The organism is Actinomycetospora chibensis, assembly GCF_028737215.1.
GTDB classification, from domain to species: Bacteria; Actinomycetota; Actinomycetes; order Mycobacteriales; family Pseudonocardiaceae; genus Actinomycetospora; species Actinomycetospora chibensis.
Genome location: NZ_JAQZAM010000011.1, coordinates 163553 through 186465, shown reverse-complemented (window position 1 = coordinate 186465; position 22913 = coordinate 163553). Strand labels below are relative to the sequence as shown.

General features: G+C 73.1%; 26 protein-coding genes. 10 read left to right on the top strand and 16 right to left on the bottom strand.

Annotated elements, in window-relative coordinates:
• Positions 1-207, bottom strand: coding sequence for a hypothetical protein (locus PH189_RS18380; RefSeq protein WP_274190268.1), 207 nt, complete (start codon positions 205-207; stop codon positions 1-3).
• Between the two features lie 124 nt (positions 208-331).
• Between PH189_RS18380 and PH189_RS18375 the strand changes: the two genes are divergently transcribed.
• Complete coding sequence (locus tag PH189_RS18375) at positions 332-1222, top strand: polysaccharide deacetylase family protein (RefSeq protein WP_274190267.1); 891 nt, start codon at positions 332-334, stop codon at positions 1220-1222.
• 15 nt (positions 1223-1237) lie between these two features.
• On the opposite strand, the gene PH189_RS18370 is transcribed toward PH189_RS18375, so the two are convergent.
• From PH189_RS18370 to PH189_RS18355, 4 genes are all read right to left on the bottom strand, one after another.
• On the bottom strand, positions 1238-1729 hold the full coding sequence (locus tag PH189_RS18370) for a pyridoxamine 5'-phosphate oxidase family protein (RefSeq protein ID WP_274190266.1): 492 nt from the start codon (positions 1727-1729) through the stop codon (positions 1238-1240).
• A 41-nt stretch (positions 1730-1770) separates the two neighbouring features.
• Positions 1771-1941 (bottom strand): hypothetical protein, encoded by a 171-nt coding sequence (locus PH189_RS18365; RefSeq protein WP_274190265.1) that lies wholly within the window; start codon positions 1939-1941, stop codon positions 1771-1773.
• Positions 1932-3167 (bottom strand): Rieske 2Fe-2S domain-containing protein, encoded by a 1236-nt coding sequence (locus PH189_RS18360; RefSeq protein WP_274190264.1) that lies wholly within the window; start codon positions 3165-3167, stop codon positions 1932-1934. The genes PH189_RS18365 and PH189_RS18360 overlap by 10 nt, the downstream gene beginning before the upstream one ends.
• Before the next feature lie 61 nt (positions 3168-3228).
• Positions 3229-3516, bottom strand: a complete 288-nt coding sequence (locus tag PH189_RS18355) for a putative quinol monooxygenase (RefSeq protein WP_274190263.1) — start codon at positions 3514-3516, stop codon at positions 3229-3231.
• A gap of 156 nt (positions 3517-3672) precedes the next feature.
• Between PH189_RS18355 and PH189_RS18350 the strand changes: the two genes are divergently transcribed.
• Positions 3673-4353: an MmpS family transport accessory protein gene (locus PH189_RS18350; RefSeq protein WP_274190262.1), complete on the top strand. Its 681-nt coding sequence runs from the start codon at positions 3673-3675 to the stop codon at positions 4351-4353.
• A gap of 35 nt (positions 4354-4388) precedes the next feature.
• Here the strand turns inward: PH189_RS18350 and PH189_RS18345 are convergent, their stop codons facing one another.
• Together PH189_RS18345 and PH189_RS18340 are read right to left on the bottom strand one after the other, a co-directional pair.
• On the bottom strand, positions 4389-5714 hold the full coding sequence (locus PH189_RS18345; RefSeq protein WP_274190261.1) for an HNH endonuclease signature motif containing protein: 1326 nt from the start codon (positions 5712-5714) through the stop codon (positions 4389-4391).
• Between the two features lie 40 nt (positions 5715-5754).
• Positions 5755-6432 (bottom strand): NAD-dependent epimerase/dehydratase family protein, encoded by a 678-nt coding sequence (locus PH189_RS18340; protein ID WP_274190260.1) that lies wholly within the window; start codon positions 6430-6432, stop codon positions 5755-5757.
• Between the two features lie 103 nt (positions 6433-6535).
• Between PH189_RS18340 and PH189_RS18335 the strand changes: the two genes are divergently transcribed.
• Positions 6536-7195: a biliverdin-producing heme oxygenase gene (locus tag PH189_RS18335; protein WP_274190259.1), complete on the top strand. Its 660-nt coding sequence runs from the start codon at positions 6536-6538 to the stop codon at positions 7193-7195.
• 1 nt (position 7196) lies between these two features.
• On the opposite strand, the gene PH189_RS18330 is transcribed toward PH189_RS18335, so the two are convergent.
• The 6 genes from PH189_RS18330 to PH189_RS18305 all read right to left on the bottom strand — a co-directional run bounded on the left by PH189_RS18330 (position 7197) and on the right by PH189_RS18305 (position 11382).
• Entirely contained in the window at positions 7197-7835 is a 639-nt protein-coding gene (locus tag PH189_RS18330) for a class I SAM-dependent methyltransferase (protein WP_274190258.1), read from the bottom strand.
• A 95-nt stretch (positions 7836-7930) separates the two neighbouring features.
• Entirely contained in the window at positions 7931-8227 is a 297-nt protein-coding gene (locus PH189_RS18325; RefSeq protein WP_274190257.1) for an EthD family reductase, read from the bottom strand.
• An 83-nt stretch (positions 8228-8310) separates the two neighbouring features.
• On the bottom strand, positions 8311-8760 hold the full coding sequence (locus PH189_RS18320) for a DUF6918 family protein (protein WP_274190256.1): 450 nt from the start codon (positions 8758-8760) through the stop codon (positions 8311-8313).
• A gap of 93 nt (positions 8761-8853) precedes the next feature.
• Positions 8854-9978, bottom strand: coding sequence for an alpha/beta hydrolase (locus tag PH189_RS18315; RefSeq protein WP_274190255.1), 1125 nt, complete (start codon positions 9976-9978; stop codon positions 8854-8856).
• A 411-nt stretch (positions 9979-10389) separates the two neighbouring features.
• Entirely contained in the window at positions 10390-10899 is a 510-nt protein-coding gene (locus tag PH189_RS18310; protein ID WP_274190254.1) for a hypothetical protein, read from the bottom strand.
• A gap of 156 nt (positions 10900-11055) precedes the next feature.
• Positions 11056-11382: a hypothetical protein gene (locus PH189_RS18305; protein ID WP_274190253.1), complete on the bottom strand. Its 327-nt coding sequence runs from the start codon at positions 11380-11382 to the stop codon at positions 11056-11058.
• A gap of 269 nt (positions 11383-11651) precedes the next feature.
• On the opposite strand from PH189_RS18305, the gene PH189_RS18300 reads away from it, so the two are divergent.
• Both PH189_RS18300 and npdG read left to right on the top strand, forming a co-directional pair.
• Positions 11652-12566 carry an alpha/beta hydrolase gene (locus tag PH189_RS18300; RefSeq protein ID WP_274190252.1) on the top strand — a complete coding sequence of 305 codons (915 nt, stop codon included), beginning with the start codon at positions 11652-11654 and terminating at the stop codon, positions 12564-12566.
• A 43-nt stretch (positions 12567-12609) separates the two neighbouring features.
• Positions 12610-13308: an NADPH-dependent F420 reductase gene (npdG, locus tag PH189_RS18295; RefSeq protein ID WP_274190251.1), complete on the top strand. Its 699-nt coding sequence runs from the start codon at positions 12610-12612 to the stop codon at positions 13306-13308.
• A gap of 61 nt (positions 13309-13369) precedes the next feature.
• Here npdG and panB read toward each other — a convergent pair whose 3' ends face one another.
• Entirely contained in the window at positions 13370-14206 is an 837-nt protein-coding gene (gene panB / locus PH189_RS18290) for a 3-methyl-2-oxobutanoate hydroxymethyltransferase (protein WP_274190250.1), read from the bottom strand.
• 200 nt (positions 14207-14406) lie between these two features.
• Between panB and PH189_RS18285 the strand changes: the two genes are divergently transcribed.
• Positions 14407-16002: an alpha/beta hydrolase gene (locus PH189_RS18285; protein WP_274190249.1), complete on the top strand. Its 1596-nt coding sequence runs from the start codon at positions 14407-14409 to the stop codon at positions 16000-16002.
• Between the two features lie 57 nt (positions 16003-16059).
• On the top strand, positions 16060-17403 hold the full coding sequence (gene glnA, locus PH189_RS18280; protein ID WP_274190248.1) for a type I glutamate--ammonia ligase: 1344 nt from the start codon (positions 16060-16062) through the stop codon (positions 17401-17403).
• A 6-nt stretch (positions 17404-17409) separates the two neighbouring features.
• Here glnA (PH189_RS18280) and PH189_RS18275 read toward each other — a convergent pair whose 3' ends face one another.
• Positions 17410-17613 (bottom strand): DUF4177 domain-containing protein, encoded by a 204-nt coding sequence (locus PH189_RS18275; RefSeq protein ID WP_274190247.1) that lies wholly within the window; start codon positions 17611-17613, stop codon positions 17410-17412.
• Between the two features lie 69 nt (positions 17614-17682).
• On the opposite strand from PH189_RS18275, the gene PH189_RS18270 reads away from it, so the two are divergent.
• The 3 genes from PH189_RS18270 to PH189_RS18260 are packed head-to-tail and all read left to right on the top strand — an operon-like array spanning position 17683 to position 21400.
• Positions 17683-20787 carry a bifunctional [glutamine synthetase] adenylyltransferase/[glutamine synthetase]-adenylyl-L-tyrosine phosphorylase gene (locus PH189_RS18270; protein ID WP_274190246.1) on the top strand — a complete coding sequence of 1035 codons (3105 nt, stop codon included), beginning with the start codon at positions 17683-17685 and terminating at the stop codon, positions 20785-20787.
• A 46-nt stretch (positions 20788-20833) separates the two neighbouring features.
• Entirely contained in the window at positions 20834-21175 is a 342-nt protein-coding gene (locus PH189_RS18265) for a hypothetical protein (protein ID WP_274190245.1), read from the top strand.
• Positions 21176-21199: 24 nt separating this feature from the next.
• Positions 21200-21400, top strand: coding sequence for a hypothetical protein (locus PH189_RS18260; protein ID WP_274190244.1), 201 nt, complete (start codon positions 21200-21202; stop codon positions 21398-21400).
• Positions 21401-21485: 85 nt separating this feature from the next.
• Here PH189_RS18260 and glnA (PH189_RS18255) read toward each other — a convergent pair whose 3' ends face one another.
• On the bottom strand, positions 21486-22907 hold the full coding sequence (gene glnA, locus PH189_RS18255; protein WP_274190243.1) for a type I glutamate--ammonia ligase: 1422 nt from the start codon (positions 22905-22907) through the stop codon (positions 21486-21488).
• Positions 22908-22913: the final 6 nt, after the last annotated feature.

Here is a 22913-nt window from a genome sequence, read left to right as displayed (position 1 = left end):
CTACGCGTCAGCGCAGCTCCCGCGGTACCGGCTCCCCGGCGCGGCGCCGGGGAGCTCGCGGACCTCGTCGGGGAGCGCGTCGACACCCGGGGCGGGCGCCGCGACCCGCACCGCTCCGGACGTGGGTCGCTTGTCGATCCCGCTGGCGCCGGTGGTGGCCTCCATGGCCCGCAGGACCCCGACGTTCACCGACTCGACGGACGACACGGCCCCAGGTTACGAGCAGTTCGACCGACACATTCACTCGATCAGAGGTAGAGGGTCGCTCGCGGCGCCGTGTGAAGGCCCTCTATGGTGACGAACGCTGTGACGCGTGTGGTGTTTGTGACTGATGGGACGGATGGTGCTCATGCTCACCGAACGGCAGCGCGTCATCCTGCGCCAGATCGTCAGTCCGCCCTACATCTATCGGTGGGCCGGGCTGCTCACGACGGTCGGACTCGTCGTCGGGGTCACGGTCGTCGTGCTCGCGGACGTCGGTCGCCCGACGGTGCTCGCGACCGGTGCGGCCCCCGCGGCGGTGGCCCCGTCCGAGGGCGGGCCTGCGATGCGCCCGGCGCGAGCGGCCGAGGACGCCCCGGCGCGGGGCATGCCCGGGTTCGCGCGGCCGGCGATCACGTCGTCGCTGCTGACCGTCACCGACACGGGCACCGACCGGCCCGCGGTCGCGCTGACGTTCGACGACGGCCCGACCCCGGAGTACACGCCGCAGGTGCTCGACCTCCTCGCGCAGTACGGAGCGAAGGCGACGTTCTGCACCATCGGCAACCAGGCCGTCGCCTACCCCGACCTGATGCGGCGCATCATCGCCGAGGGCCACCGCCTCTGTGATCACACGATGACCCACGACGCCACCGTCGGGTTCAACGCCCACGACCTCATGACCAGCCAGCTCAGCACCAGCAAGACCACGATCGCCGGAGTGATCGACCCACCGGCCACGATCGACTACTTCCGTGCGCCGGAGGGCGCGTGGACCCCGGCTCTCGATCAGGTCGCGGCCGAGACGGGCATGCGCCCGCTGGGCTGGTCGGTCGACACCCTGGACTGGACCCAGCCGGGCACCGCCGCGATCGTCGCGAGCGTGCAGCAGGGGGTGCATCCCGGTGCGGTGGTGCTCTTCCACGACGGCGGTGGCCCGCGTGAGCAGACCATCGACGCGGTGCGTCAGCTCCTGCCATGGCTCCAGGAGCAGGGCTACCAGTTCGTGCTGCCGAGCTGAGCCCTCGTCCGGTGCTCAGTGCTTCTGGATCACCGTCTCCGTGCCGCCCTCGCGCCACGTCGTGACGTACATGTGATCGTCCCCGACGGCCACGGACGCCGCCCCGACGATGTCCGCCCGGAGGAACTGGTCGAACGTCGCGCCGCGCAGGTCGAGCCCGATGTCCTCGTACACCGCCACGGCGAACCGCTGGTGCAGCGCCTCGTCGCGCACGTCCTCGACGCGGCCCCAGATCTTCGCATCGCCGTCGCCGACCTGCGTGTCGACCGTCGCGGTGTGCAGGGCGAAACGCGGATCGGCCGCGAGGTCGGCGAACTTGGCGGTGTCGGGCATGCCCACCAGCCACAGGTCGCCCTCGAGGAAGCGCGGCTCCATCGGGCTGATGCGGGGGAAGCCGTCGGGGCGCAGCGTCCCGAGCATGCAGAGGTTGCCGGTGGCGGCGTGACGACGGGTGAAGACCTCGGCGATGCGGGGCGCGGCCGCGGCGAAGTCGGTCCAGAGAGCCATGCCACCGGACGGTAGAGCGGCCCCCCGACAGTCCTCGGTCCTCAGTGCTCGGGCTCGTGGGAGACCACCGCGGCGGCGAGGACGACCGTGCTCATCGCGGCGCACGCCGCGCACCAGCACAGGAACTGACGGTCCTCGCCCGCCCAGTACTCCTGCACGAAGGCGGCGTCGTCGAGCGCGGTCCCGCACACCGGGCAGAAGTTCACGCCCACGCCGGCACCGGATCCCCGAAGAGCTGGAGGACGTCGCCGCGGATGGGGGAGTAGCGCACCGAGCTCTCCCGCATCCACACCTGCCGGAACTCGACGGCCGAGCCGAACTTGTCGCGCTCCATCGGCAGGTCGATCACGTCGTGCGCATCGCGGCGCGTACCCAGCGGGTCGTCGCCGGAGGCGACCACGGCCATCTGCTCGGTGTAGAGCTTTCGCAGCAGGATGACACCGAGATCGGACTTCCCGAGGTGCTCCTTCGAGCGGTCGGAGATCCGGCCCTGGGTGATCCAGGCGACGATGTCCTGGCCGTCGACGTAGTCGCGCAGCCACTCGCCGTCGGCGTCGCGCAGCGGCACCTCGTAGGTCGGGATCTCCTGCTGGGGTGGCGCGCCGCCCTCGGGGCGGTAGGTCTGGTACCAGACGTGCCAGGTGTTCTCGTCGTCGATCGGCACGCGGATCTGGAACGTCGCAAGGCCGGCTGCGCCGACGCGCAGCATGTGCGGGAAGACGAGCGGGTGCCCGATCTTCCAGTCGTCGTCGTCCTCGGTGTGGCCCTCCAGGACGCGGCGCTTGAGGATGCCGTGCTCGAAGACCTCGAAGGCGACCTTGACGTGCTTCTTGGTCACCATCGGCATCGGCGCGTTCCCGTCGAGCTCCTTGAGGAACGAGCCGTAGCGGCCGTGCAGCCACTCCACGTGGTACGGGTCGACCGAGTTCTCCATGATCTGCACGAAGTTGCATGGCAGCTCGGCGTGCCCGATGTCGCGCCACGCGTCGTCCCAGACGAACAGGTCGTACCGCGGCAGCTCCGGGGCGGGCAGCGGGCCGAGGTAGGCGAAGATCAGCCCGCCGAGCTCCTGGACGGGGTAGGAGGTCGCCCGGATGCGGTTCTTGAACGTCGAGTCGGCGGGCTCTCCGGGCTGCTCGAGGCACGCGCCGGTCTCGTCGAACAGCCAGCCGTGGTATCCGCAGCGCAGCCCCGTCGACTCCGTGCACCCCAACCACAGCGCTGCACGCCGGTGCGGGCACTGCTCGCCGAGCAGGCCGACCGTGCCGCTGCCGTCGCGGTAGAGGACGAGGTCCTCGCCGAGCAGGCGCCGCCGGCGCGGCACCCGCGTGGCCATGTCGTGCGTGGCCACGGGCCACCAGTAGCGGCGCAGCAGCTCTCCCATCGGGGTGCCGGGACCCACGCGGGTGAGGCGCTCGTTCTTCTCCGGGCTGAGCATGCCCTCGACGGTAGGAACGCGTCCCGCGTCGCCGAAGGCGCTCGTTCGCCAGTGGGAAACTTCAGGTCAGGGACCTGATGTCGGCGACGTCGTATTCGGCGACCTCGGCCGAGAGCATCGCGGCGCCCTGCTCGTCGCTCGGCCCGCTGCCGCGGAAGGCCTCGACGGCCTCCTGCGACTCCCAGCGCTCGAAGATGTTGATCCGGCCCGGATCGACGATGTCGGCGCTCAGCGCGAAGTCGAGGCAGCCGGGGGCGGAGCGCGCCTGCGTGACGACGGTCGTGCACTGGTCCAGGTAGGCGGCGCGGTTGCGAGGCTCGACCTCGAGGTGGCCAGCGACGATGACCATTGGTTCTCCTTCGATACTTATGAGTCCTTGGTAAGAACCATAGCGGTCGTCGCATCGTGGGGGGATGGCGGCTCGTTGGTGCGAGTGACGCTCTGCGTGACCGATCTGTCACGCTCGGCACGATCGCCGCTTCAGTCGTAGATCCGGGGGGACGAGTTGTCGCAGCCACCGACGCCGCAATGGGACGCGCAGCAGGGTCGTTGGGTCCTGCCGGAGCAGGCGCAGTACGCGCCGCCGCCCGGCTATGCGCAGTCGCAGCCCGGCCACGGGTCCGCGTCGGGTGGCCCCCGGCACGGCGGCCCGAACCCGTCCTACGGTGCTCCGCAGGCCGGCTACGGACAGCCGACCGGGCAGTGGCCGCCGCCTCCGCCGGCCCCGAAGAAGAGTCGCAAGTGGCCCTGGATCGTCGGCGGCGTGGTCCTCCTGATCATCCTCATCTCCGCGATCACTAGCGGGGGCTCGCCGGCTCCGACGGGGGCGATGGGCGCAGCACCGTCCGCTGCCCCGTCCTCGGCGCCGGCGGCTTCCGGCGGCGGTGGCGATACTTCCGCGCCCGCAGCGTCGGGTGTGGTCTTCGAGGTGACGGGATCGGGTCGTGCCACGTCGATCTCCTACGGGACGAACGGCGGCATCTCCCAGGCCAACGGCGAGCGCCTTCCCTGGACCGAATCCGTCGAGGCGTCCGACGGTTTCGGGGTCTACTCGCTCACGGCGCAGTCGAACGGGTCCGGCGAGATCACCTGCCGCATCACGGTCGACGGCGAGGAGATCGCACGCCAAACCTCGACCGGTCAGTACGCCGTCGTCTCGTGCAGCGGGAGTGACACCGGCTTCTAGATCACGGTCGTCGGCACCCCGGTGGCCAGATCGGGTCAGAGGGGGACTCGGGGTCGTCCGCCGGGGCGGGGTTGCTGGTCGGGGTCGACCCAAGCCGGTGGGGTGAACCGCGGCTGCCCGTTGTGGATCTCGACGGTCCAGTGCCCGGCGTGGATCAACTGGTGGTGGAACCGGCACAGCAGCACCAGGTTGTCCAGGCAGGTCGGGCCGCCGTGGAACCAGTGGCGGATGTGGTGGGCGTGGCAACGTCGCGGTGGTCGGGAGCAGCTCGGGAACGCGCAGCCGCCGTCGCGCAGGTTCAGGGCGCGGCGCAGGGCGTCGGTGACGGTGCGCGACAGCCGCCCCACGTCCAGCGGCTCGGAGCGCGACCCCAGGACCATCGGGACAATCTCGGCGTCGCAGGCCAGACGGCGCACTATGCGCTGGTCGAGCAGCGCCCCGGAGTCCAGGCTGCCGTGCCCGATGGCCTGCTGGAGCCACCGCAGGTCCATCGTGATCGTCAACAGGGGACGTCCCGGACGATCCACCGGCGCCGGGCGCGGGGCCGGCTCCGGGCGGCGGGGCTCGGGAATCAGGGCGTCCTCGTCCGGTTCGTCGTCGCCGGCGGTGGGCCTCTCGTGGCGGGGCTCCGCGGCGAGGCCGCCGGAGCGCCGGGCGTCGTGCACGAGGTCCTTGAGCCCGTCGAGACGACGACGCTCCAGACTGCGCGGGTCGTCGGGCCCGAACGGCTGGGCCAGCTCGTCGATCACCTCGACGAACGCCTCGGCATCGCTCGGATCGTGCAGGCGGCCTTTGAAGGCCAGCGACCCGTCCCGGCGGCGCACCACCTGCAGCTCATCGCAGGCGTCCTCACCCTCGGGCGGGACGTCCCCGTCGGGGTCGAGGTGCTCGATCAACGCCTTTGCGTACCGGCGCAGCATCCGCGGCGGCAGCACCCGGGCGTGCTCCGCGAGCGTGCGCTCGGCCCCGAACCAGTCCGTCACCGACAACCCGTCGACCCGGTCCAGGCGGGTCATCGTCTCCCGGATCACGGTGAGGTGCCCCGAATGGATCTCCCCCGATTCGGCCACGGTCGCGGTGACCGGCAACCGCGGCGCCAACGGCTCACCGCGCAGCGACACACGGGGCGTCAGGTCGGCGGCCTCACCGACCAGCCGCTTCGCCTCGGGCGGATCGACGTTGCCGCACTCCTGCAGCAGCCGGACCGAGCTCCGGTCCCCGGTCTGCTGAGCCACCCCGAGCCGCTCGAGCTCGGCGATGTCCTCGAGCAGCCGGTACTGCTCGGCGCGCAACGCCACCATCCGAGCCCGGGCACGGTCGAGCGCCTCCCGCTCCACCACCCCCAGCACCCGTTCGCTCATGTGTTCGAGTCTAGAACCGACCCCTGACAACGCCGGATCGTCAGCGGGTCCACATCTCCCACGCGTCCCGCACGATGCGATCGAGCCCCGAGCGTCGGGGTGCCCAGCCGAGGACCTCGTGGGCGTGGGTGGGATCGACCGTGACGGCCGCGGGTTCGGCGGCGGCCTCGCGGTGGCGGACGGGGACGGGTCGGCCGAGGACCCGACAGGCCGCCGCGAGGATCGCCGGGACCAGCCGGGTCCGGTCGCGGTCACCCGGCCCGGCGGCGTTCGCGAGTCGGAGCGAGATCGCGCCGAGGGCTCCGCCGGCCGTCGCGTCGCGGACGGCGAGGTCGGCGGCGAGCTTCGCGGCGCCGTAGGGGTGGGGCGGCGGGCGGAGGTCGTCACTGATCGCCGCGGTGGACGCGAGCACGATCCTCGCCCCGGGACGCAGGGCGTCGAGCACCGCGAGGGTGCCGCCGAGGTTCGTGTGCCAGGTGCCCAGCGGGTCGGCGAGCGAGTCGCGGACCCGCACGACCGCGGCCAGGTGGTAGACGGCGTCGACGTCGCCGAGCGCGGCGGCCACCTCGTCCGGACGGTCGAGTGCCGCGTTCCGGGTGGCGACGCCGGGCACGGCTCCGGACCTCGTCACGGCGACGACCTCGCGACCCGCCCCGACCAGCGCGGACACCACCGCACGCCCCACGAACCCGTTCGCACCCGTGACCGCGACCCGCACGGCAGGAGCCTCCCGGACCGGGAGCCGACCTCGGGTGAGGCTAGCCTCACCCGCGCGCGGACCCTAGTGTCGTCACGGAGACCGGCGACACCGGAGGCGGACCGTGAGCGAGCACCAGCCCTTCTCCCAGGTCCTGCGTCGGGCGACCGCCGCGGTCCACGACCGCGCGCACCAGTCCACGTACATGGCAGCCCTGTTCGGGGCGCGCCTGCCGCTGGACGACTACGCGACGCTGGTCGTGCAGTACTGGCACATCTACGGGGCCCTCGAGGACGGGGCCGACCGCCTGCGCGATCACCCGGTCGCCGGCGGATTCGTGATCGACGCACTGCGGCGCCGGGACGCCCTCGCGGCCGACCTCGCGTACCTCCGGGGTCCCGACTGGGCCGACGACCTCACCGCGCTGCCCGCGACGGCCGGCTACGTGGAGCGGATCCGCGAGACGGTCGAGCGCCGGCCCGCCGGGTGGGTCGCCCACCACTACACGCGCTACCTCGGCGACCTCGCCGGCGGGCAGGCGGTCCGCGGGCTGCTCACGCGTACCTACGGGCTCACCGGGGACGGGTCGCGGTTCTACGACTTCGCCGCGCTCGGCCCGGTTCCGCCGTTCCGGACGCGCTACCGCGCGCTGCTCGACGCCGCCCCGTGGGGCGACGTCGAGCGCGTCCGCGTCGTCGACGAGGCGTGCCTCGCCTTCGAGCTCAACATCGCGATGCTCGTCGAGCTCGCCGGCACGGTGCAACCGGAGCACCTCGCGGCCTGACTCAGCCCGAGGAGTCCCGTCGGGCGATCGCGAGCCAGGCGGGCAGGTCGACGTGCCCGCCGACCGGCACGCGCAGCAGCTCGGCCTGCTCCTCGTCGGGCACGCGGCCCCGATAGGTGCTCTCGCGCAGGTCCTCGAGCGTCCAGCCGGGACGGGAGAACGCGCGTCGGAGGTCGTCGTCGGACACCTCGGGCCCGAACGCCGGACCCGGCGCCAGGCCGAGGACGACGACGCGACCGCCGTGGATCACGACGTCACGCAGGGCGTCGGCGTACCGGCCCTGGTCGTCGACGTCGAAGATGTGGAACAGGGCGCTGTCGAGCACCGTGTCGAATCCCCGCAGGTTCGAGGGGTGCAGGGCGTCGGCCTCGACGAACGTCGCCGCCACCCCGCGCGCGGCGGCGATCGCGCGGGCGCGGTCGAGGGCGGCGGGGGCCGAGTCGGCGCCGACGACGTCGTAGCCGCGGGCGGCGAGCAGGAGTGTGTTCTCCCCGGCGCCGCATCCGAGGTCGAGCACGCGGCCGTGGAGCAGCCCCTCGGCCTCCGCCGCGACGACGGCCGGCTGCGGCTCGCCGATGATCCACGGTGGCTCGCCGGTGAGGTAGGCGTCCTGGAAGCGGGAGGGTGCGGGGGTCGGCATCGGGTCCTCCGGAGATCGGGATCGGTGACGGGACCGAGCGTCCGACCTCGACGGGACTCGAGGTCAAGAGCTCGAGTCCCGTCGTGGGGGGAGGACTAGTCGTGGGCGACGAACATCGTCACGTTGTCGCCCGCGAAGTTCGGCACGTCGGCCACCGCGGCCTGGCCGGCCTCCGAGCTCATCCCTGCCTGCAGGTCCTCGAGGGAGTCGAAGGCGAGCTCGGCGATGAGGTAGTAGGGCGGTGGGTTCTCGTCCATCGACGCCGCGTGCCGGTAGGTGAAGGACTTCACTCCGGGGATCGGGTCGACCAGCGGCGCGTGCGTCTCCCGGTAGTGCTTGTCGAAGGCCGCTGGGTCGGCGGGGTGGTGGTAGAGGACCGTGAGGATGTGCATTGGATCACTCCACCACGCGCGACGGCCCCGGGTCCACGGAACCGTCGGGTAACGGTCCGCGGCCCGGGGCCGTCGTGCGGAGCTCAGGCGCGGGCGTGCTTCTCGATCACGGCGCCGAGGCCCGGGAGCGCCTCGATGACGTTCTCCTGGGCCTTCGGGCGGAGCTTGCCGTAGACCGAGGTGATCGCGGCGCGGTTGCTGCGCTCGGCGCGACGGTCGGTGACGGTCAGCAGAGCCTCGGAGGCCTCCTGCGGGCGGGTGCCGAGGAAGGTGCCGAAGTCACCGGCGGCCTCGGTCGTGAACGTCGTCCAGAAGGGCTCGAGCTGCTCGACGAACTCGTCGAGCATCTTGTCGATCGCCTCCGGGATGATGCCCGGCTTGACCTTCTTCACCGCGGCGTAGCCGGTCTTGACGATGCCGCCGGACAGGCCGCTCTTGTTCGCGACCTCCGCGTCGACGAGCAGCTGCAGGTCCTCGACGACGGCGCCGCGGCGGTCGGAGTCGAGAAGGCGAGCCTTGAGGGTCTCGGCCATCGGGGTCCTTCCTCGGGGTGCCAGGGAGCGGCGCCGACCGTACGGGAGGCGCGACGTCCACGGACCGGCAGGGGGCCGTGAACCACATCCGTGTCATTCACGCCCGTCGTGGGCGACGAGGAACGTCTCGAGGTCGCGCCACGAGTTCTCCCGCGCCCGCCGACCCGCGAGCACGCCGAGGTGGCCGCCGGGGCGCACGACGAAGCGCAGGTCGGGGCTCGCGGTGAGCAGGTCGGTCGCGCGCTCCACGGCGGCGACCGGCGCGATGACGTCGTCGGCCCCCGCGACCAGCAGTACCGGCACCCGCACGTCGGCCAGCCGGACGGGCCGGCCGGCGAGGCGCAGGTCGTCCTCGGCGAGGTCGTTGGACCGGATGACGTGGTGGTAGATCTGCCCGAACGCGCGCCCGGGGTAGGCGGTCATGTTGGCCATGAGCAGGTCGACGGCCTCGATCTGCTCGAGGAGCTCGCGGTCGTCGAGGTGGGTCAGCAGCGTCACCGGCTTGGTCAGGTAGCGCTCGACGCTGGTCAGCTGGAACGCCCACTTCACCGCCGTCGCGGGGAAGGAGCCGAGCGTCCGGTAGGCGGTGGAGAAGATCCGCCCGCCGGTGTACTCGGCGACGGATCGGAACGGGGCCACCAGCGGCACCGCGGACACGTCGACCGGGGACGCGAAGGCGGTCACCGAGCGGATCGGGGCCCCCGAGACACCGCTGGCGGCGCAGAGCAGGGTGAACAGGCCCCCGAGGCTCCACCCCGCGAGGTGGACCGCCGTGCCCTCGTGGCGGTCCGACACCGCGTACAGGGCGGCCGGGAGGATCTCGTCGACCCACAGCTCCAGGCCGCGCCGGTCGGCGGCCCGGCCGGACGCCTCGTAGGTGACGATGTAGATCTCGCGACCCGACGCGAGCAGGTCCTCGACCAGGCTCGCACCGCGCCGCAGGTCGAAGGCGAAGTCCGGTGCCCCGAGCGGGGGCACCAGCAGCAGCGGCGCGAGGGACGGGTCGGGGGCGACCGTCGGCTCGTAGCGGTGGACCGTGTAGCCGTCCGCCGTGAGCACCGGTAGGCGTGGCATGCGGCGGGTGTCGGCGAGGTGGCCGTCGGTCACGAGGTGCCGGACGTTGTCCCACGCGCGGGAGGCGGACCGCGCCGGTGCCTGCAGGGGGCCCCCGCCCGTGGACGCGGAGGTCTCGTCGTCGGGCAGCTGGTCGGCGGTCACGCGGCCCGATCGTAGGGCCGCCCGTGGCGGGTGGCCGTGCGCCGTCACTCACGCGTCGTGATGCGTGCTCACGTGGAGTGACCTCCAACGGGCCGTCTGCTCGGCGTTCGCGCTGCTCGACAGGGTGATCCGGCCCATGGCGCTGGGCCGTCCGGGCCGCCACCGCTCCGCCCGATCGTCCGAGCCACGGTCACGTCTCCGGTGCGTTGGACTGGATGGCGACGCCCCGGGGATGTCTGCTCGGGGCGGCGTGGCGCACCGCGACGAGAGGACCCCCGTGTTCGAGCCCCCGTCCGAGACGCCCTGCGACCCGCTGCCGACCGCGGAGAGCGGGCGGGCGGGGAGGCGGACCCGTCTCGCGGCCACCCTCGGTGTCGGGCTCATGGGCGCGGCGTCGCTGAGCACGGCGGTCTACCAGACGATCAGCCAGTCCTCGACGACCGTCGCGATGCCCGGCGCCGTCACCGAGCTCGACACCCCCCTGCCGTGGGGCACGCCGGGCGCGGCGCCGGTCGGGTCCGTGACCTCCTCGCCCACGATCACGCCGACCGTCGCCGATCTCGCCCTGCGCTCCGAGCAACAGCCCCTGGCGCAGCCCGCGGCGCCCGGTCCCGGTGCGTCGGCCCCGCGCCCGGCCGTCGGCGCTCCCGCCGGCCCGTCGTCGGTCGTTCGCGGCGGGGACGGTGGCGGCGGGCGCCCGACGTCCGGGACCTCGACGGGCAGCGGGGCGCCGTCCACCTCGACCGGGACGGGCTCGCCGTCCTCCTCCCCGTCCCAGCCGCCGGCGAGCAGCGAGCCGACGACCCAGCCGACGACCCAGGCGACGACCCAACCGCCGAGCGAGACGACCAGCGAGACCCCGAGCGAGACCCCGACCAGCAGCACCCCGGCGTCCGAAGAGGGGCCGTCGTCGGGCGCCACGACCTCGCCGTCGGGGGACGGGGAGGGCTGAGACGGCTGCCCGGCCCCGGAGACGCCGACGGCCCCGCTCCCTCACGGGGGCGGGGCCGTTCGTCGTATCTGTCGCGATGCCCGGGCGGGGCTCCCGTCAGCGGCGCGGGGTCAGCGGCCTGGGGGTCAGCGGCGCGGGCGGCGCAGGTTGGTCCGGCGCTCGGACTGCAGGTGGTAGACCACGGCCGGCAGCACGACGAGGGCCACGAACGGCAGCCCGACCATCGGCAGGACGAACAGCAGCGCCAGGCCGAGGAGCATGACGACGAGCGCGATGACCGGGCTGGTCGCGAGTCCGCCGAGGCGGACGAGCGCCGGATGGCGACGCGCGGCGGTGCCGACGCGGTCCGCGACACCGGCGAGACTCGCGGTGCGTCCGGCCGGCGCGGGGTGCGGGGCGGCGGGCACGGGTCGGGGCAGGGTGGGCGTGCTGTGCGGCCAGGGGAGAGCCATCGGGGTGCGTCCGGTCCTTCGAGTTCGTGATCCAGCGGGGGCGAGTCGGGTGCCGCGCCGGGGTGACCGGCCGTGGGGCCGGGGAGAACACCGGGGCGTCGCGGGGATCGACACCGGGATGACGCCTGCGCCCCCGAGGAGGTTCCGCGGTTTCGGTATCGATTCGGCAACGACGGGTTTGGCTCGTCGCCGGACGACATCGTCGTCCCTCACCCGACCGGATGGGATGACCCGGATAGGTGATCCTGAACCCTCCTAGGCTGGCCCCGATGAGTGCCCAGACCGAGCCCGCCGCCGAGCCCGTCCTCGACCCCGGCGTCCGCGCCCTCCTCGACCGGTGGGCCGACGAGCCGGAGATGTTCGACGGCACCGTCGCCGAGTCCCGCGCCCGGTTCGTCGCGCAGATGCGCGAGGCCGGGGGAGCCCCGGCGCGGGCGCCCGAGCTGGGTGAGGCCGGCGGTGTGCCGGTGCGGACGCACCGTCCCGCGAGGCGGACGTCCGGCGCCCTCGTGGTGTTCCTCCACGGTGGCGGCTGGGTGCTGGGTGGCGGCGACGTGTACGACGCGGTCGCGGACCGGCTCGCGGACGACCTGGGCGCGGTCGTCGCGGCCGTCGACTACCGGCTCGCTCCCGAGCACCCGTTCCCGGCGCCCCTGGACGATGTCCTCGCCGCCGTCCGGGCGCTGCTGGACGACGGTCCGGAGCGCTACGCCCTCGTGGGCGACAGCGCCGGCGCCAACCTCGCCGCCGTGGCCGCCCTGGCGCTGCGCGACGAGGGCCGGGCCCCGGACGCGCTCCTGCTCGTCTACCCGCCGCCGGACTTCGAGGCGCGCTACCCCTCGCTCGCCGAGAACGCCGAGGGCTACTGGCTCTCCGCCCGCGACGTGCGCGCGTGCTCGAAGCTCTACCTCGCCGGCCACGATCCCCGCGGCGACGCCCGGCTCTCGCCCCTGCGTGCGCCGACGCTGGCGGGGCTGCCGCCGACGATCGTCGCGACGGCCGGCTTCGACCCGCTGCGCGACGCGGGGCACGCGTTCGTCGACGCGTTGATCGCGGCGGGTGTCGACGCCCGCCGCCGCGAGCACCCGGGCCTCGTGCACGGCTTCTACGGCTTCACCGCCGTGCCGGCCGCGGACGCGGCGGTCTCGGCGCTGCACGCCGAGCTGGCCCGGGTCCTGGCGTGATAGGAACAGTCCACTCTGACCGTTTGCGACAGGGAGCGACCCCGTGAGTGCACCGTCATCCGGTGAGGCCATCGACCCGACGACCCTGACGGTCGGAGTGCTCGGCGGCACCGGTAACCAGGGCAAGGGCCTGGCCCTGCGCTGGGCGGCCGCCGGGATCCGCGTGATCATCGGCTCCCGGGTCGCCGAGCGCGCCGAGAACTCGGCGAAGGAGTACTGCGAGGCCACCGGCGTCGACCACGTCCGCGGCACCGACAACGCCACCTGCGCCACCGAGGCCGACGTCGTGCTCGCCGCGATCCCGTGGGAGTCGCACGCCGAGACGCTCCAGGGCCTCACCGAGCCCCTCAAGGGCAAGATCCTGATCGACTGCGTCAACCCGATCGGCTTCGACAAGAAGGGGCCCTACCCCCTGCCCGTCGAGGAGGGCAGCGCCGCCCAGCAGGCCGAGCAGCTGCTCCCCGAGACCCGCGTGACCGCGGCGTTCCACAACGTCTCCGCGGTCCTGCTCGCCGACCTGGACCAGCCGCAGGTCGACTGCGACGTCCTCGTGCTCGGCGACGACCGCGAGGCCACCGACGTCGTGCGCGCCCTCGCCGACGCCATCCCGGGTGTGCGCGGGGTCTTCGGCGGCCGGCTGCGCAACGCCTACCAGGTCGAATGCCTCACCGCGAACCTCATCGCGATCAACCGCCGCTACAAGGTGCACGCCGGCATCAAGATCACCGATCTCGATGGCTGACGCCATGTGAGCACTTCGAGGTGCTCCAGCACTCCGAAGTGCTCACATGGCCGGAGGCCACCTAGTCGAAGCTGTGCTCGGGGCCCGGGAAGACGCCGTCGCGCACCTCGCGGGCGTAGGAGCCCGCGGCGTCGGCGAGCACCGAGCCCATGTCCGCGTAGCGCTTGACGAACTTCGGCGTGCGCCGCGCGGGGTCGGACAGGCCGACCATGTCGGTCCACACGAGCACCTGGGCGTCGCACTCCGGGCCCGCACCGATGCCGACGGTCGGGATCGGCACCTCGGCGGTCACCCGCTTGGCGACGTGCGCGGGCACCATCTCGAGCACCACCGCGAACGCGCCGGCCTCGGTGACGGCGCGGGCGTCGGCGAGCATCTTGTCCGCCGCGTCCTCGCCCCGGCCCTGCACGCGGTAGCCGCCGAGGGCGTGCTCGCTCTGCGGGGTGAAGCCGAGGTGCGCCATCACGGGGATGCCCGCGTCGACGATCGCCCGGATGCGGTCGGCGTAGTGCGCGCCGCCCTCGAGCTTCACCGCGTGGGCGCCGCCGCTCTTCATGAACTCGACGGCGGTGGTCACGGCCTGCTCGACCGAGACCTGGTAGCTGCCGAAGGGGAGGTCGGCGACGACGAGGGCGCGGGGGGCGCCGCGCACCACGGCGCGGGTGAGGATCAGCAGCTCCTCGGTGGTCACCGGCACGGTGGTGTCGTAACCGAGCACGGTGTTGCCGGCGGAGTCGCCGACGAGCAGGACGGGCACGCCCGCCTCGTCGAAGATCCGCGCCGTGTTCACGTCGTAGGCCGTGAGCATCGGCCACCGCTCGCCGCGCGCCTTCATCTCCTGGAGGTGGTGCACGCGGGTGCGGCGACGCTGCGGGGGAGTGGAACCGGGTGACGTCATCGTCGTCCGTCCTTGCCTCGAGGCCCACCGAGCGCGGCGGGTCCCCGGGTCGTCGGGAGGTTGCCGGGCCAACGCTCGCACCGCCGCGGCGCCCCGGCCGCCCGCTGGGACCAGCCTCACAGTGGGACGTCGGACACCCGTCGTCTCGCCCGGGAAGCCCGTCACCGGACGGTCACGGGCCCCGTGGCAGGGTGACCGCCGTGCGATCCACCGCGAGCCGGCACCGCCGTCGTCCGAGGGCCCTCGTCGCCGCCGTGGTGGGGATCGCCGCCGTCCTGCTCGGAGGGTGTGCGCAGGTCGTCCCGGGCGTCGCGGTGCCCGACCCTGCGGGGAGTGCCCCGCCCGGGCTCGAGGCGTTCTACGGCCAGCAGCTCGCCTGGGGCCCCTGCGCGCCGTTCGCCGCCACGGAGGAGGACCGCCAGATCTACGCGGACCCCTCACTGCAGTGCGCGCGGATGCAGGTGCCGCTCGACTACGCGGCCCCGCAGGGCCGGACCGGCACGATCGCCGTGCTGCGCCACGCGGCTCCCGCCTCGCCGGAGCGCATCGGCTCGCTCGTGATCAACCCCGGGGGCCCGGGCGCCTCGGGCATCCAGACCGCCGCGTACCTGTCGACGTCGCTGGCGTCGACCGAGGTCGGGCGCCGCTTCGACGTCGTCGGCTTCGACCCCCGCGGCGTCGGCGCGAGCGAGCCGACGATCCGCTGCCTCGAGGGCCCCGAGCGCGACGCCGACCGCCGTGACGACGACACCGACTCCTCGCCCGCCGGCGTCGCCCAGACCGAGACCGAGGAGCGCGAGACCGTCGACCGCTGCGCCCGGCGCACCGGCGCCGACGTGCTGGCCAACGTCGGGACGCGCGACGTCGCCCGCGACATGGACGTGCTGCGTGCGGCGCTCGGCGACGCCCGGCTGACCTATCTCGGCTACTCCTACGGCACCCGGATCGGCTCCACCTACGCCGAGCAGTTCCCCCGCAACGTGCGCGCGATGGTGCTCGACGGCGCGCTGGACCCCGACCAGGACCCGGTGACGGAGCTGGTCGAGCAGGGCCGGGGCTTCCAGGGCGCGTTCGACGCCTTCGCCCGCGACTGCACGACCCGCCCGAACTGCCCGCTGGGCCAGGACCCGGCGCAGACGACGGCGGCGTACCAGCAGCTCACCCGCCCGCTGATCACCGCGCCGCTGCCCCTGCCCGACGGCCGTGTCCTTTCCTACGCCGACGCCCAGCAGGGCACGATCAACGCGCTCTACGTCGAGGCCTACTGGCCGCGGCTGGTGCGCGCGCTCACCGACCTGCGCGCGGGCCAGGGGTCGCAGCTCATGACGCTCGCCGACGAGTACTACGAGCGGAACCCCGACGGCACCTACGCCTCGTCGCAGGACGCCTTCGAGGCCATCCGCTGCGTCGACGACCCGCGCATCACCGACCCCGCCCAGTCGCTCGCCCGCGCCCAGGCCTACAACGAGGCGGCGCCGTTCCTCGACAGCGGCCGCGGCGTCTCGTCGGCGCGCGACAGCTGCGCCTTCTGGCCCGTACCGCCGACGAGCCAGCCGCACCTGCCGCAGGTGCCGGGCCTGGCCCCGCCTCTGGTCGTCTCGACCACCGGGGACCCGGCGACGCCGTACCAGGCGGGCGTGGAGCTGGCGCGCGCCCTGGGCGGCTCGCTGGTGACGAAGATCGGTGACGAGCACACCGCGGTGTTCCAGAACTCGCCGTGCGTCGACGCCATCGCCACGCGCTACCTGATCGACAACACCCCGGCGCCCCCGAACGCGACGTGCCCGGCCACCTAGGGATGGGTGACCCATCCCCGGTTTCGGGGATCTGGACGCACACCTAGGGTCTGGCCCATGGATCGCCAGCAGGAGTTCGTCCTGCGCACGCTCGAAGAGCGCGACATCCGCTTCGTGCGGCTGTGGTTCACCGACGTGCTCGGATACCTCAAGTCGGTGGCCGTGGCACCCGCCGAGCTCGAGGGCGCGTTCGCCGAGGGCATCGGGTTCGACGGCTCGGCGATCGAGGGCTTCGCGCGGGTCTACGAGTCGGACATGGTCGCGAAGCCCGACCCGTCGACGTTCCAGGTGCTGCCCTGGGAGACCGCGGGTGGCGGGCACTACTCGGCCCGCATGTTCTGCGACATCACGATGCCCGACGGCTCGCCGTCCTGGGCCGACCCGCGCCACGTGCTGCGCCGCGCGCTCTCGCGCGCCGCCGAGGCCGGGTTCACCTGCTACGTGCACCCCGAGATCGAGTTCTACCTGCTGCGGGACCTGCCCGGCGACGGCACGCCCCCGGTCCCGGCGGACACCGGCGGCTACTTCGACCAGGCCAGCCACGACGCCGCGCCGCACTTCCGGCGCCGGGCGATCGAGTCGCTCGAGGCGATGGGCATCTCGGTGGAGTTCAGCCACCACGAGGGCGGCCCCGGCCAGCAGGAGATCGACCTGCGCTACGCCGACGCCCTGACGATGGCGGACAACATCATGACGTTCCGCTACATCGTCAAGGAGGTCGCGATCACCCAGGGGGTGCGTGCGTCCTTCATGCCCAAGCCGTTCACCGAGCACGCGGGCTCGGCGATGCACACGCACATCAGCCTGTTCGAGGGCGACCACAACGCGTTCCACGACGCCTCGGAGCCCTACGAGCTGTCGAAGACGGGCAAGGCCTTCGTGGCCGGGGTGCTGCGCCACGCGCGCGAGCTCTCCGCGGTGACGAACCAGTTCGTCAACTCCTACAAGCGCCTCATCGTCGGCGGCGAGGCCCCCACCACCGTGTGCTGGGGCCACGCCAACCGGTCGACGCTCGTGCGCGTCCCGATGTACTCGCCGGGCAAGGCGTCGTCGCGTCGTGTCGAGGTGCGCACCATCGACACCGCGGCCAACCCGTACCTGGCGTACGCGGTGATCCTCGGCGCCGGACTGAAGGGCATCGCCGAGGGCTACGAGCTGCCGCCCGCGGCCGAGGACAACGTCTGGATGCTCTCCGAGGGCGAGCGCCGGGCGATGGGCTACGAGACGCTGCCCCAGAACCTCGACGGCGCGCTCGCCGCGATGGAGCGCTCGGAGCTCATGGCCGAGGTCCTCGGCGAGCACGTCTTCGACTTCTTCCTGCGCAACAAGCGCGCGGAGTGGGACGCCTACCGCCGCAACGTCACGCCCTACGAGCTGGCGACGTACCTGCCCACCCTCTAGACAGCTCTAGACGGGGCGCTCGAAGGTGACCAGGAGGCCCTCCACGCCGCCCGGGCCGAGGCGACCCTTGACGTCGGCGGCCGTGATGGCCTTGAGCTGCCAGCCGTCGGCCGCCTCGTCGTTGAGGATCCGCTCGAGCTTGTCGTCGGAGAGCTTGCCGCCCATCAGGCCCTCGCGGACCTGCACGACCTTGTACTGGAAGCGCTGCATGCCCTCGATCCTGCCAGCGGACGGGCCTGCCGGGCGGCCCGACGGGCTCCGCCCTGGAAGGCTCGGGGCATGACCGAGTCCGCGCCGTCGAGCCGCCCCGCCGGACGGACCGGGCGGGCCCCCGCCCGGCTCGGGCTCACCGACCCCGACGCGGGGACGCGGCTCGCCGACCTGGGCTGGTGGGACGGCGACGCCCCCGTCGAGGGCACCGAGCTCGCGGTGTGGGCCCTCGCCCGCAGCCCCGACCCGGACCTCGCGCTGCTGGCGCTCGAGCGTCTGCGCGAGTCGCTCGGCGAGGCGGAGTGGGCGACGCTCGCGGAGGCGCTGCGCGTCGACCAGAGCCTGCGCGGCCGCCTGTTCGGCGTGCTCGGCGGCTCGACGGCGCTCGGCGACCACCTCGTCGCCCACCCGGAGCGCTGGCGCAGCCTGCAGAGCGAGAGCACGCCAGGGCGCACCTACGACCCCTCCGAGCTGCCCGACCTCGCCGAGCGCACCCGCACGCTGCTGACCGCAGTGGGTGCCGCAGAGGCCGGGGAGGACGGGGCCGCCACACCCCGCGCCACCGTGCTCGAGCCCGCGGGCATCGGGGTGCTGCGCCTGGCCTACCGCGACGAGGTGCTCGCCCTCGCCGCCGCCGACCTGCAGTCGGTGTGCGAGCCCGAGCTGCCGGTCGTGCCGGTCGAGGTCGTCGCTGCCCAGCTCGCCGACCTCGCCTCCGCGGGCCTGCGGGCCGCGCTGGCCGTCGCGGACGCCACGGTCGCGGACGCCCTCGGCACCAAGGACGACCGGCAGCCCGGGGATCCGCTGCCGTGCCGCCTCGGGGTCATCGGGATGGGCAAGTGCGGCGGCCGCGAGCTGAACTACGTCAGCGACATCGACGTGATCTTCGTGTCCGACGGCCCGACGGACGTCGCCACCCGGCTCGCCTCGACGATGATGCGCGTCGCCACCGAGGCGTTCCTCGAGGTCGACGCCAACCTGCGTCCCGAGGGTCGGCAGGGGGCGTTGGTCCGCACCCTCGACGGCCACGTCTCGTACTACCGGCGCTGGGCGAAGACCTGGGAGTTCCAGGCGCTGCTCAAGGCCCGTCCCGTCGCCGGCGACGAGGAGCTCGCCCGCGAGTACTGCGAGGCCGTCGACCCCATGGTGTGGAGCGCCGCCGACCGCGACGACTTCGTCGCCGACGTCCGCGCCATGCGCCGCCGGGTGGAGGACCACATCCGCGCCGACCACGCCGACCGCGAGATCAAGCTCGGCCGGGGCGGGCTGCGCGACGTCGAGTTCGCCGTCCAGATGCTGCAGATGGTGCACGGCCGCGGCGACGAGACGATCCGCAGCCAGAACACGCTCGAGGCCCTGGCCGCGCTCGCCGACGGGGGCTACGTCGGGCGCGACGACGCCGCCAACCTCGCCGCGTCCTACCGCTTCCTGCGGATGCTCGAGCACCGCGTGCAGCTGCAGAAGATGCGCCGCACCCACCTCTTCCCGTCCGACGACGACACCGCGGGCCTGCGGTGGCTGGCCCGGGCCGCGAAGCTGCGGGCCGACGGCTCCCGCGACGCCGTCGGCGTGCTCGCGCACGAGCGCTCGCGGCACACGGTGCGCGTGCGCCGGCTGCACGAGAAGCTCTTCTACCGCCCGCTGCTGGAGTCGGTGGCCCGGGTGCCGGGTGAGGACCTGGTGCTCACCAGCGAGTCGGCCAACCGCCGGCTCAAGGCGCTGGGGTGGACGTCGCCCCAGGGCGCGCTCGGGCACCTGCAGGCCCTCACGAGCGGGGTCAGCCGCGCGAGCCGTATCCAGCGGGCGCTGCTGCCCGTGCTCCTCGACGAGCTCGGCCACACCGCCGACCCCGACCACGGGCTGCTGGCGTACCGGAAGGTCTCCGAGGCGCTCGCCGGCACCCCGTGGTTCCTGGGCTACCTGCGCGACGAGGGCGTGGCCGCCGAGCGGCTGATGCGCGTGCTCGGCACCTCGCGGTGGGTGGCCGAGCTGATGCCGCGCACCCCGGAGGTGCTGCGGCTGCTCGCCGGCGACGGCCCGCGCGCCGAGCTCGTCGCCCGCAGGCCCGAGGAGGTCGCCGCCTCGCTGCGCAACGCCGTCGGGCGCCACACCGACCCGGCGTCGGCGGGCCAGGTCGGCCGGTCGATGCGCCGCATCGAGCTCGTGCGCGTCGCGTGCGCCGACATCCTCGGCCTGATCGACGTGACCGCGGTGTGCGAGGCGCTCTCGAGCATCTGGGTGGCGGTGCTGCAGGCCGCGCTCGCGGCCGCCGAGCGGGGGCTCGCCGACGGCGGGGGCCCGCCCCCGGCCCGGATCGCCGTCATCGGGATGGGTCGGCTCGGCGGCGGGGAGCTCGGCTACTCGTCGGACGCCGACGTCCTCTTCGTCTGCGAGCCCGCCGAGGGCGTCGACGACGCGGAGGCCGTGCGCCACACGAAGGCCGTCGCCGAGGCCGCGATCGCCGCCCTCGGCGCGCCGAGCCCCGACCCGCCGCTCGAGGTCGACACCAAGCTGCGTCCCGAGGGCCGCAGCGGCCCGCTCGTCCGGACGCTCGCCTCGTACCGGGACTACTACGCGAAGCTCGCGAGCACGTGGGAGTACCAGGCGCTCCTGCGCGCCCGCCCGGTCGCCGGCGACGAGGCGCTCGGGGCGGCGTTCGTCGAGGCCATCGACCCCTACCGCTACCCCGCGGACGGGCTGCCCGACGCCCAGGCGGTCGAGATCCGGCGGATCAAGGCGCGCGTCGACAACGAGCGCATGCCGCGCCGGGCCGACAAGGCCCTGCACACCAAGCTCGGCACCGGCGGGCTCGCCGACGTCGAGTGGACCGTGCAGCTCCTGCAGCTCCAGCACGCCGGCTCCGTGCCGTCCCTGCGGACGCCGTCGACGCTCGAGGCCCTCGACGCCGCGGCGAAGGCCGGCCTGATCGACGCCGGCGACGCCGAGGAGCTCGCCGCCGGCTGGACCATGGCCACCCGGGCCCGCGGCGCCGCCACCCTGGTGCGCGGACGTCCGACCGACGAGGTGCCGCACTCGGGGCGCGACCTCGCCGCCGTCGCCTCGGCGTTGGGCCACGACCCCGACGCCGACCCCGGCGAGTTCCTCGACGAGTACCGCCGCGTCACCCGGCGCGCCCGCGCCGTCGTCGACCGGGTGTTCTATCTCGTCGACTGAGCGGGTTGGGTGGCGTTCGGGCCGTCGATGACCGACGATCGAACACGTGTTCGATGAGCGCGGTCCGGCGCAGCGCCGCAACGACCGGTCCGGCGCGCTGCAGCGCGACGAGGTCAAGCGCGTCTGGGTCGACCTCGCGATCGCCTACCCGCGCCCGGACGAGCCCGTGCGTCCGATGCCCGAGGGCGTCGACCTCCAGAGCCGCGTTCCCGGCGAGCTGCTGGCCTGGCGCCGCACGACGACGGGGGAGTGGGTCGGCTGGGTGTGCCTGCCCGTCCGGCGCGGCGAGGAGATCCGCTACGTCTACCAGTACGTCGTCGCCGCGGCCCTGTCGCTGCGCGAGGACGTCCCGGACAAGAGATCACACGACGGTTCACCCGGTCGCTGAGCCGGTCGTGCCAGCATGGCGGGCATGTACTCGGCTCTCGGTCTCACCACGATGCGCGGCTGTGTGATCGGCTGGGTGATCAGCGCCGTGCTCCTGGTCGTCGGCCTCGTCTTCACGTTCACGCCCGATCCGGTCATCGGGGTCGTGCTCTTCGCCGTCGGCGTCGCGGGCATCGTCCTGGTGACCCTCGCCGTCCTGCGCGTGCGCAAGGGACAGGCCGGCTGACACACGGCCCGGGACGCACGACGGCCCGGCCACCGCGAGGGTGACCGGGCCGTCGGCACTGCTCAGGGCATGAGCAGTGGGGGCATCAGCAGTTGAAGTACAGCTCGAACTCGTACGGGTGCGGCCGCAGGCGCAGGCCGGTCACGTCGTCGCGCTTGAGCTCGACCCACTTCTCGATCAGGTCCGAGGTGAACACGCCACCCTCGAGCAGGTAGTCGTGGTCGGCCTCGAGGTTGTTGATCGCGGCGTCGAGGCTCGCCGGGACCTGCGCGATCTCGGCGGCCTCCTCGGGCGGCAGCTCGTAGAGGTCCTTGTCGACCGGCGTCGGCGGCTCGATCTTGTTCCGGATCCCGTCGAGGCCGGCCATCATCATGGCGGCGAAGGCCAGGTACGGGTTGCCCGACGAGTCGGGGCAGCGGAACTCGAGGCGCTTGGCCTTCGGGTTGTCGCCGGTGATCGGGATGCGGACGCACGCCGAGCGGTTGCGGTTCGAGTACACGAGGTTGATCGGGGCCTCGAAGCCGGGCACCAGGCGGTGGTACGAGTTGATCGTCGGGTTCGTGAACGCGACGAGGCTCGGGGCGTGGTGCAGGATGCCGCCGATGTAGTGGCGGCCGAGGTCCGAGAGGCCCGCGTAGCCGTTGGCGTCGTAGAACAGCGGCTCGCCACCCTTGAACAGCGACTGGTGGCAGTGCATGCCCGAGCCGTTGTCGCCGGCGATCGGCTTCGGCATGAAGGTGACGGTCTTGCCCGCCTGCCACGCCGTGTTCTTGACGATGTACTTGAACAGCTGCAGGTCGTCCGCGGCGTGCAGCAGCGTGTTGAACTTGTAGTTGATCTCGGCCTGACCGCCGGTGCCGACCTCGTGGTGCAGCTTCTCGAGCTCGAAGCCCGAGTTGATGAGGTTGGTGCCGATCGCGGCCCGGAGGTCCGAGCTCTGGTCGGTCGGCTCGACGGGGAAGTACCCGCCCTTCATGGCGATCTTGTTGCCCTTGTTGCCGCCGGGCTCGTCGCGACCGGTGTTCCAGGCGCCCTCGACCGAGTCGACCTCGTAGAACGTGCCGTTCGGCTTCGAGTCGTAGCGCACCGAGTCGAAGATGTAGAACTCGGCCTCGGGGCCGAAGAAGCACGTGTCGGCCACGTCGACGGTCGACAGGAACTTCTCCGCCTTGCGGGCCACGTTGCGCGGGTCGCGGCTGTAGGCCTCGAGCGTCAGCGGGTCGTGGACGAAGAAGTTCATGTTCAGGGTCTTCTGGGCCCGGAACGGGTCGATCCGGGACGTCGCCGGGTCGGGCAGCAGCGTCATGTCCGACTCGTTGATGCTCTGGAACCCGGTGATCGACGAGCCGTCGAAGGCCAGGCCGTCGGTGAAGACGCCCTCCTTGAGCTCCGACGCCGGCACCGTGAAGTGCTGCATCTGGCCAGGGAGGTCACAGAACCGGACGTCGACGTACTTCACCCCCTCGTCGGAGATGTACTTGAAGACCTCGTCCTGATTGTTGAACACCCTCGG

Excerpts from the sequence above, each read along its gene's own strand:
- PH189_RS18375 (WP_274190267.1), top strand. The coding sequence starts at position 332 with ATGGGACGGATGGTGCTCATGCTCACCGAACGGCAGCGCGTCATCCTG.
- PH189_RS18370 (WP_274190266.1), bottom strand. The coding sequence starts at position 1,729 with ATGGCTCTCTGGACCGACTTCGCCGCGGCCGCGCCCCGCATCGCCGAG.
- PH189_RS18360 (WP_274190264.1), bottom strand. The coding sequence starts at position 3,167 with ATGCTCAGCCCGGAGAAGAACGAGCGCCTCACCCGCGTGGGTCCCGGC.
- PH189_RS18355 (WP_274190263.1), bottom strand. The coding sequence starts at position 3,516 with ATGGTCATCGTCGCTGGCCACCTCGAGGTCGAGCCTCGCAACCGCGCC.
- PH189_RS18345 (WP_274190261.1), bottom strand. The coding sequence starts at position 5,714 with ATGAGCGAACGGGTGCTGGGGGTGGTGGAGCGGGAGGCGCTCGACCGT.
- PH189_RS18330 (WP_274190258.1), bottom strand. The coding sequence starts at position 7,835 with ATGCCGACCCCCGCACCCTCCCGCTTCCAGGACGCCTACCTCACCGGC.
- PH189_RS18325 (WP_274190257.1), bottom strand. The coding sequence starts at position 8,227 with ATGCACATCCTCACGGTCCTCTACCACCACCCCGCCGACCCAGCGGCC.
- PH189_RS18320 (WP_274190256.1), bottom strand. The coding sequence starts at position 8,760 with ATGGCCGAGACCCTCAAGGCTCGCCTTCTCGACTCCGACCGCCGCGGC.
- PH189_RS18305 (WP_274190253.1), bottom strand. The coding sequence starts at position 11,382 with ATGGCTCTCCCCTGGCCGCACAGCACGCCCACCCTGCCCCGACCCGTG.
- PH189_RS18300 (WP_274190252.1), top strand. The coding sequence starts at position 11,652 with ATGAGTGCCCAGACCGAGCCCGCCGCCGAGCCCGTCCTCGACCCCGGC.
- panB (WP_274190250.1), bottom strand. The coding sequence starts at position 14,206 with ATGACGTCACCCGGTTCCACTCCCCCGCAGCGTCGCCGCACCCGCGTG.
- glnA (WP_274190248.1), top strand. The coding sequence starts at position 16,060 with ATGGATCGCCAGCAGGAGTTCGTCCTGCGCACGCTCGAAGAGCGCGAC.
- PH189_RS18275 (WP_274190247.1), bottom strand. The coding sequence starts at position 17,613 with ATGCAGCGCTTCCAGTACAAGGTCGTGCAGGTCCGCGAGGGCCTGATG.
- PH189_RS18270 (WP_274190246.1), top strand. The coding sequence starts at position 17,683 with ATGACCGAGTCCGCGCCGTCGAGCCGCCCCGCCGGACGGACCGGGCGG.
- PH189_RS18260 (WP_274190244.1), top strand. The coding sequence starts at position 21,200 with ATGTACTCGGCTCTCGGTCTCACCACGATGCGCGGCTGTGTGATCGGC.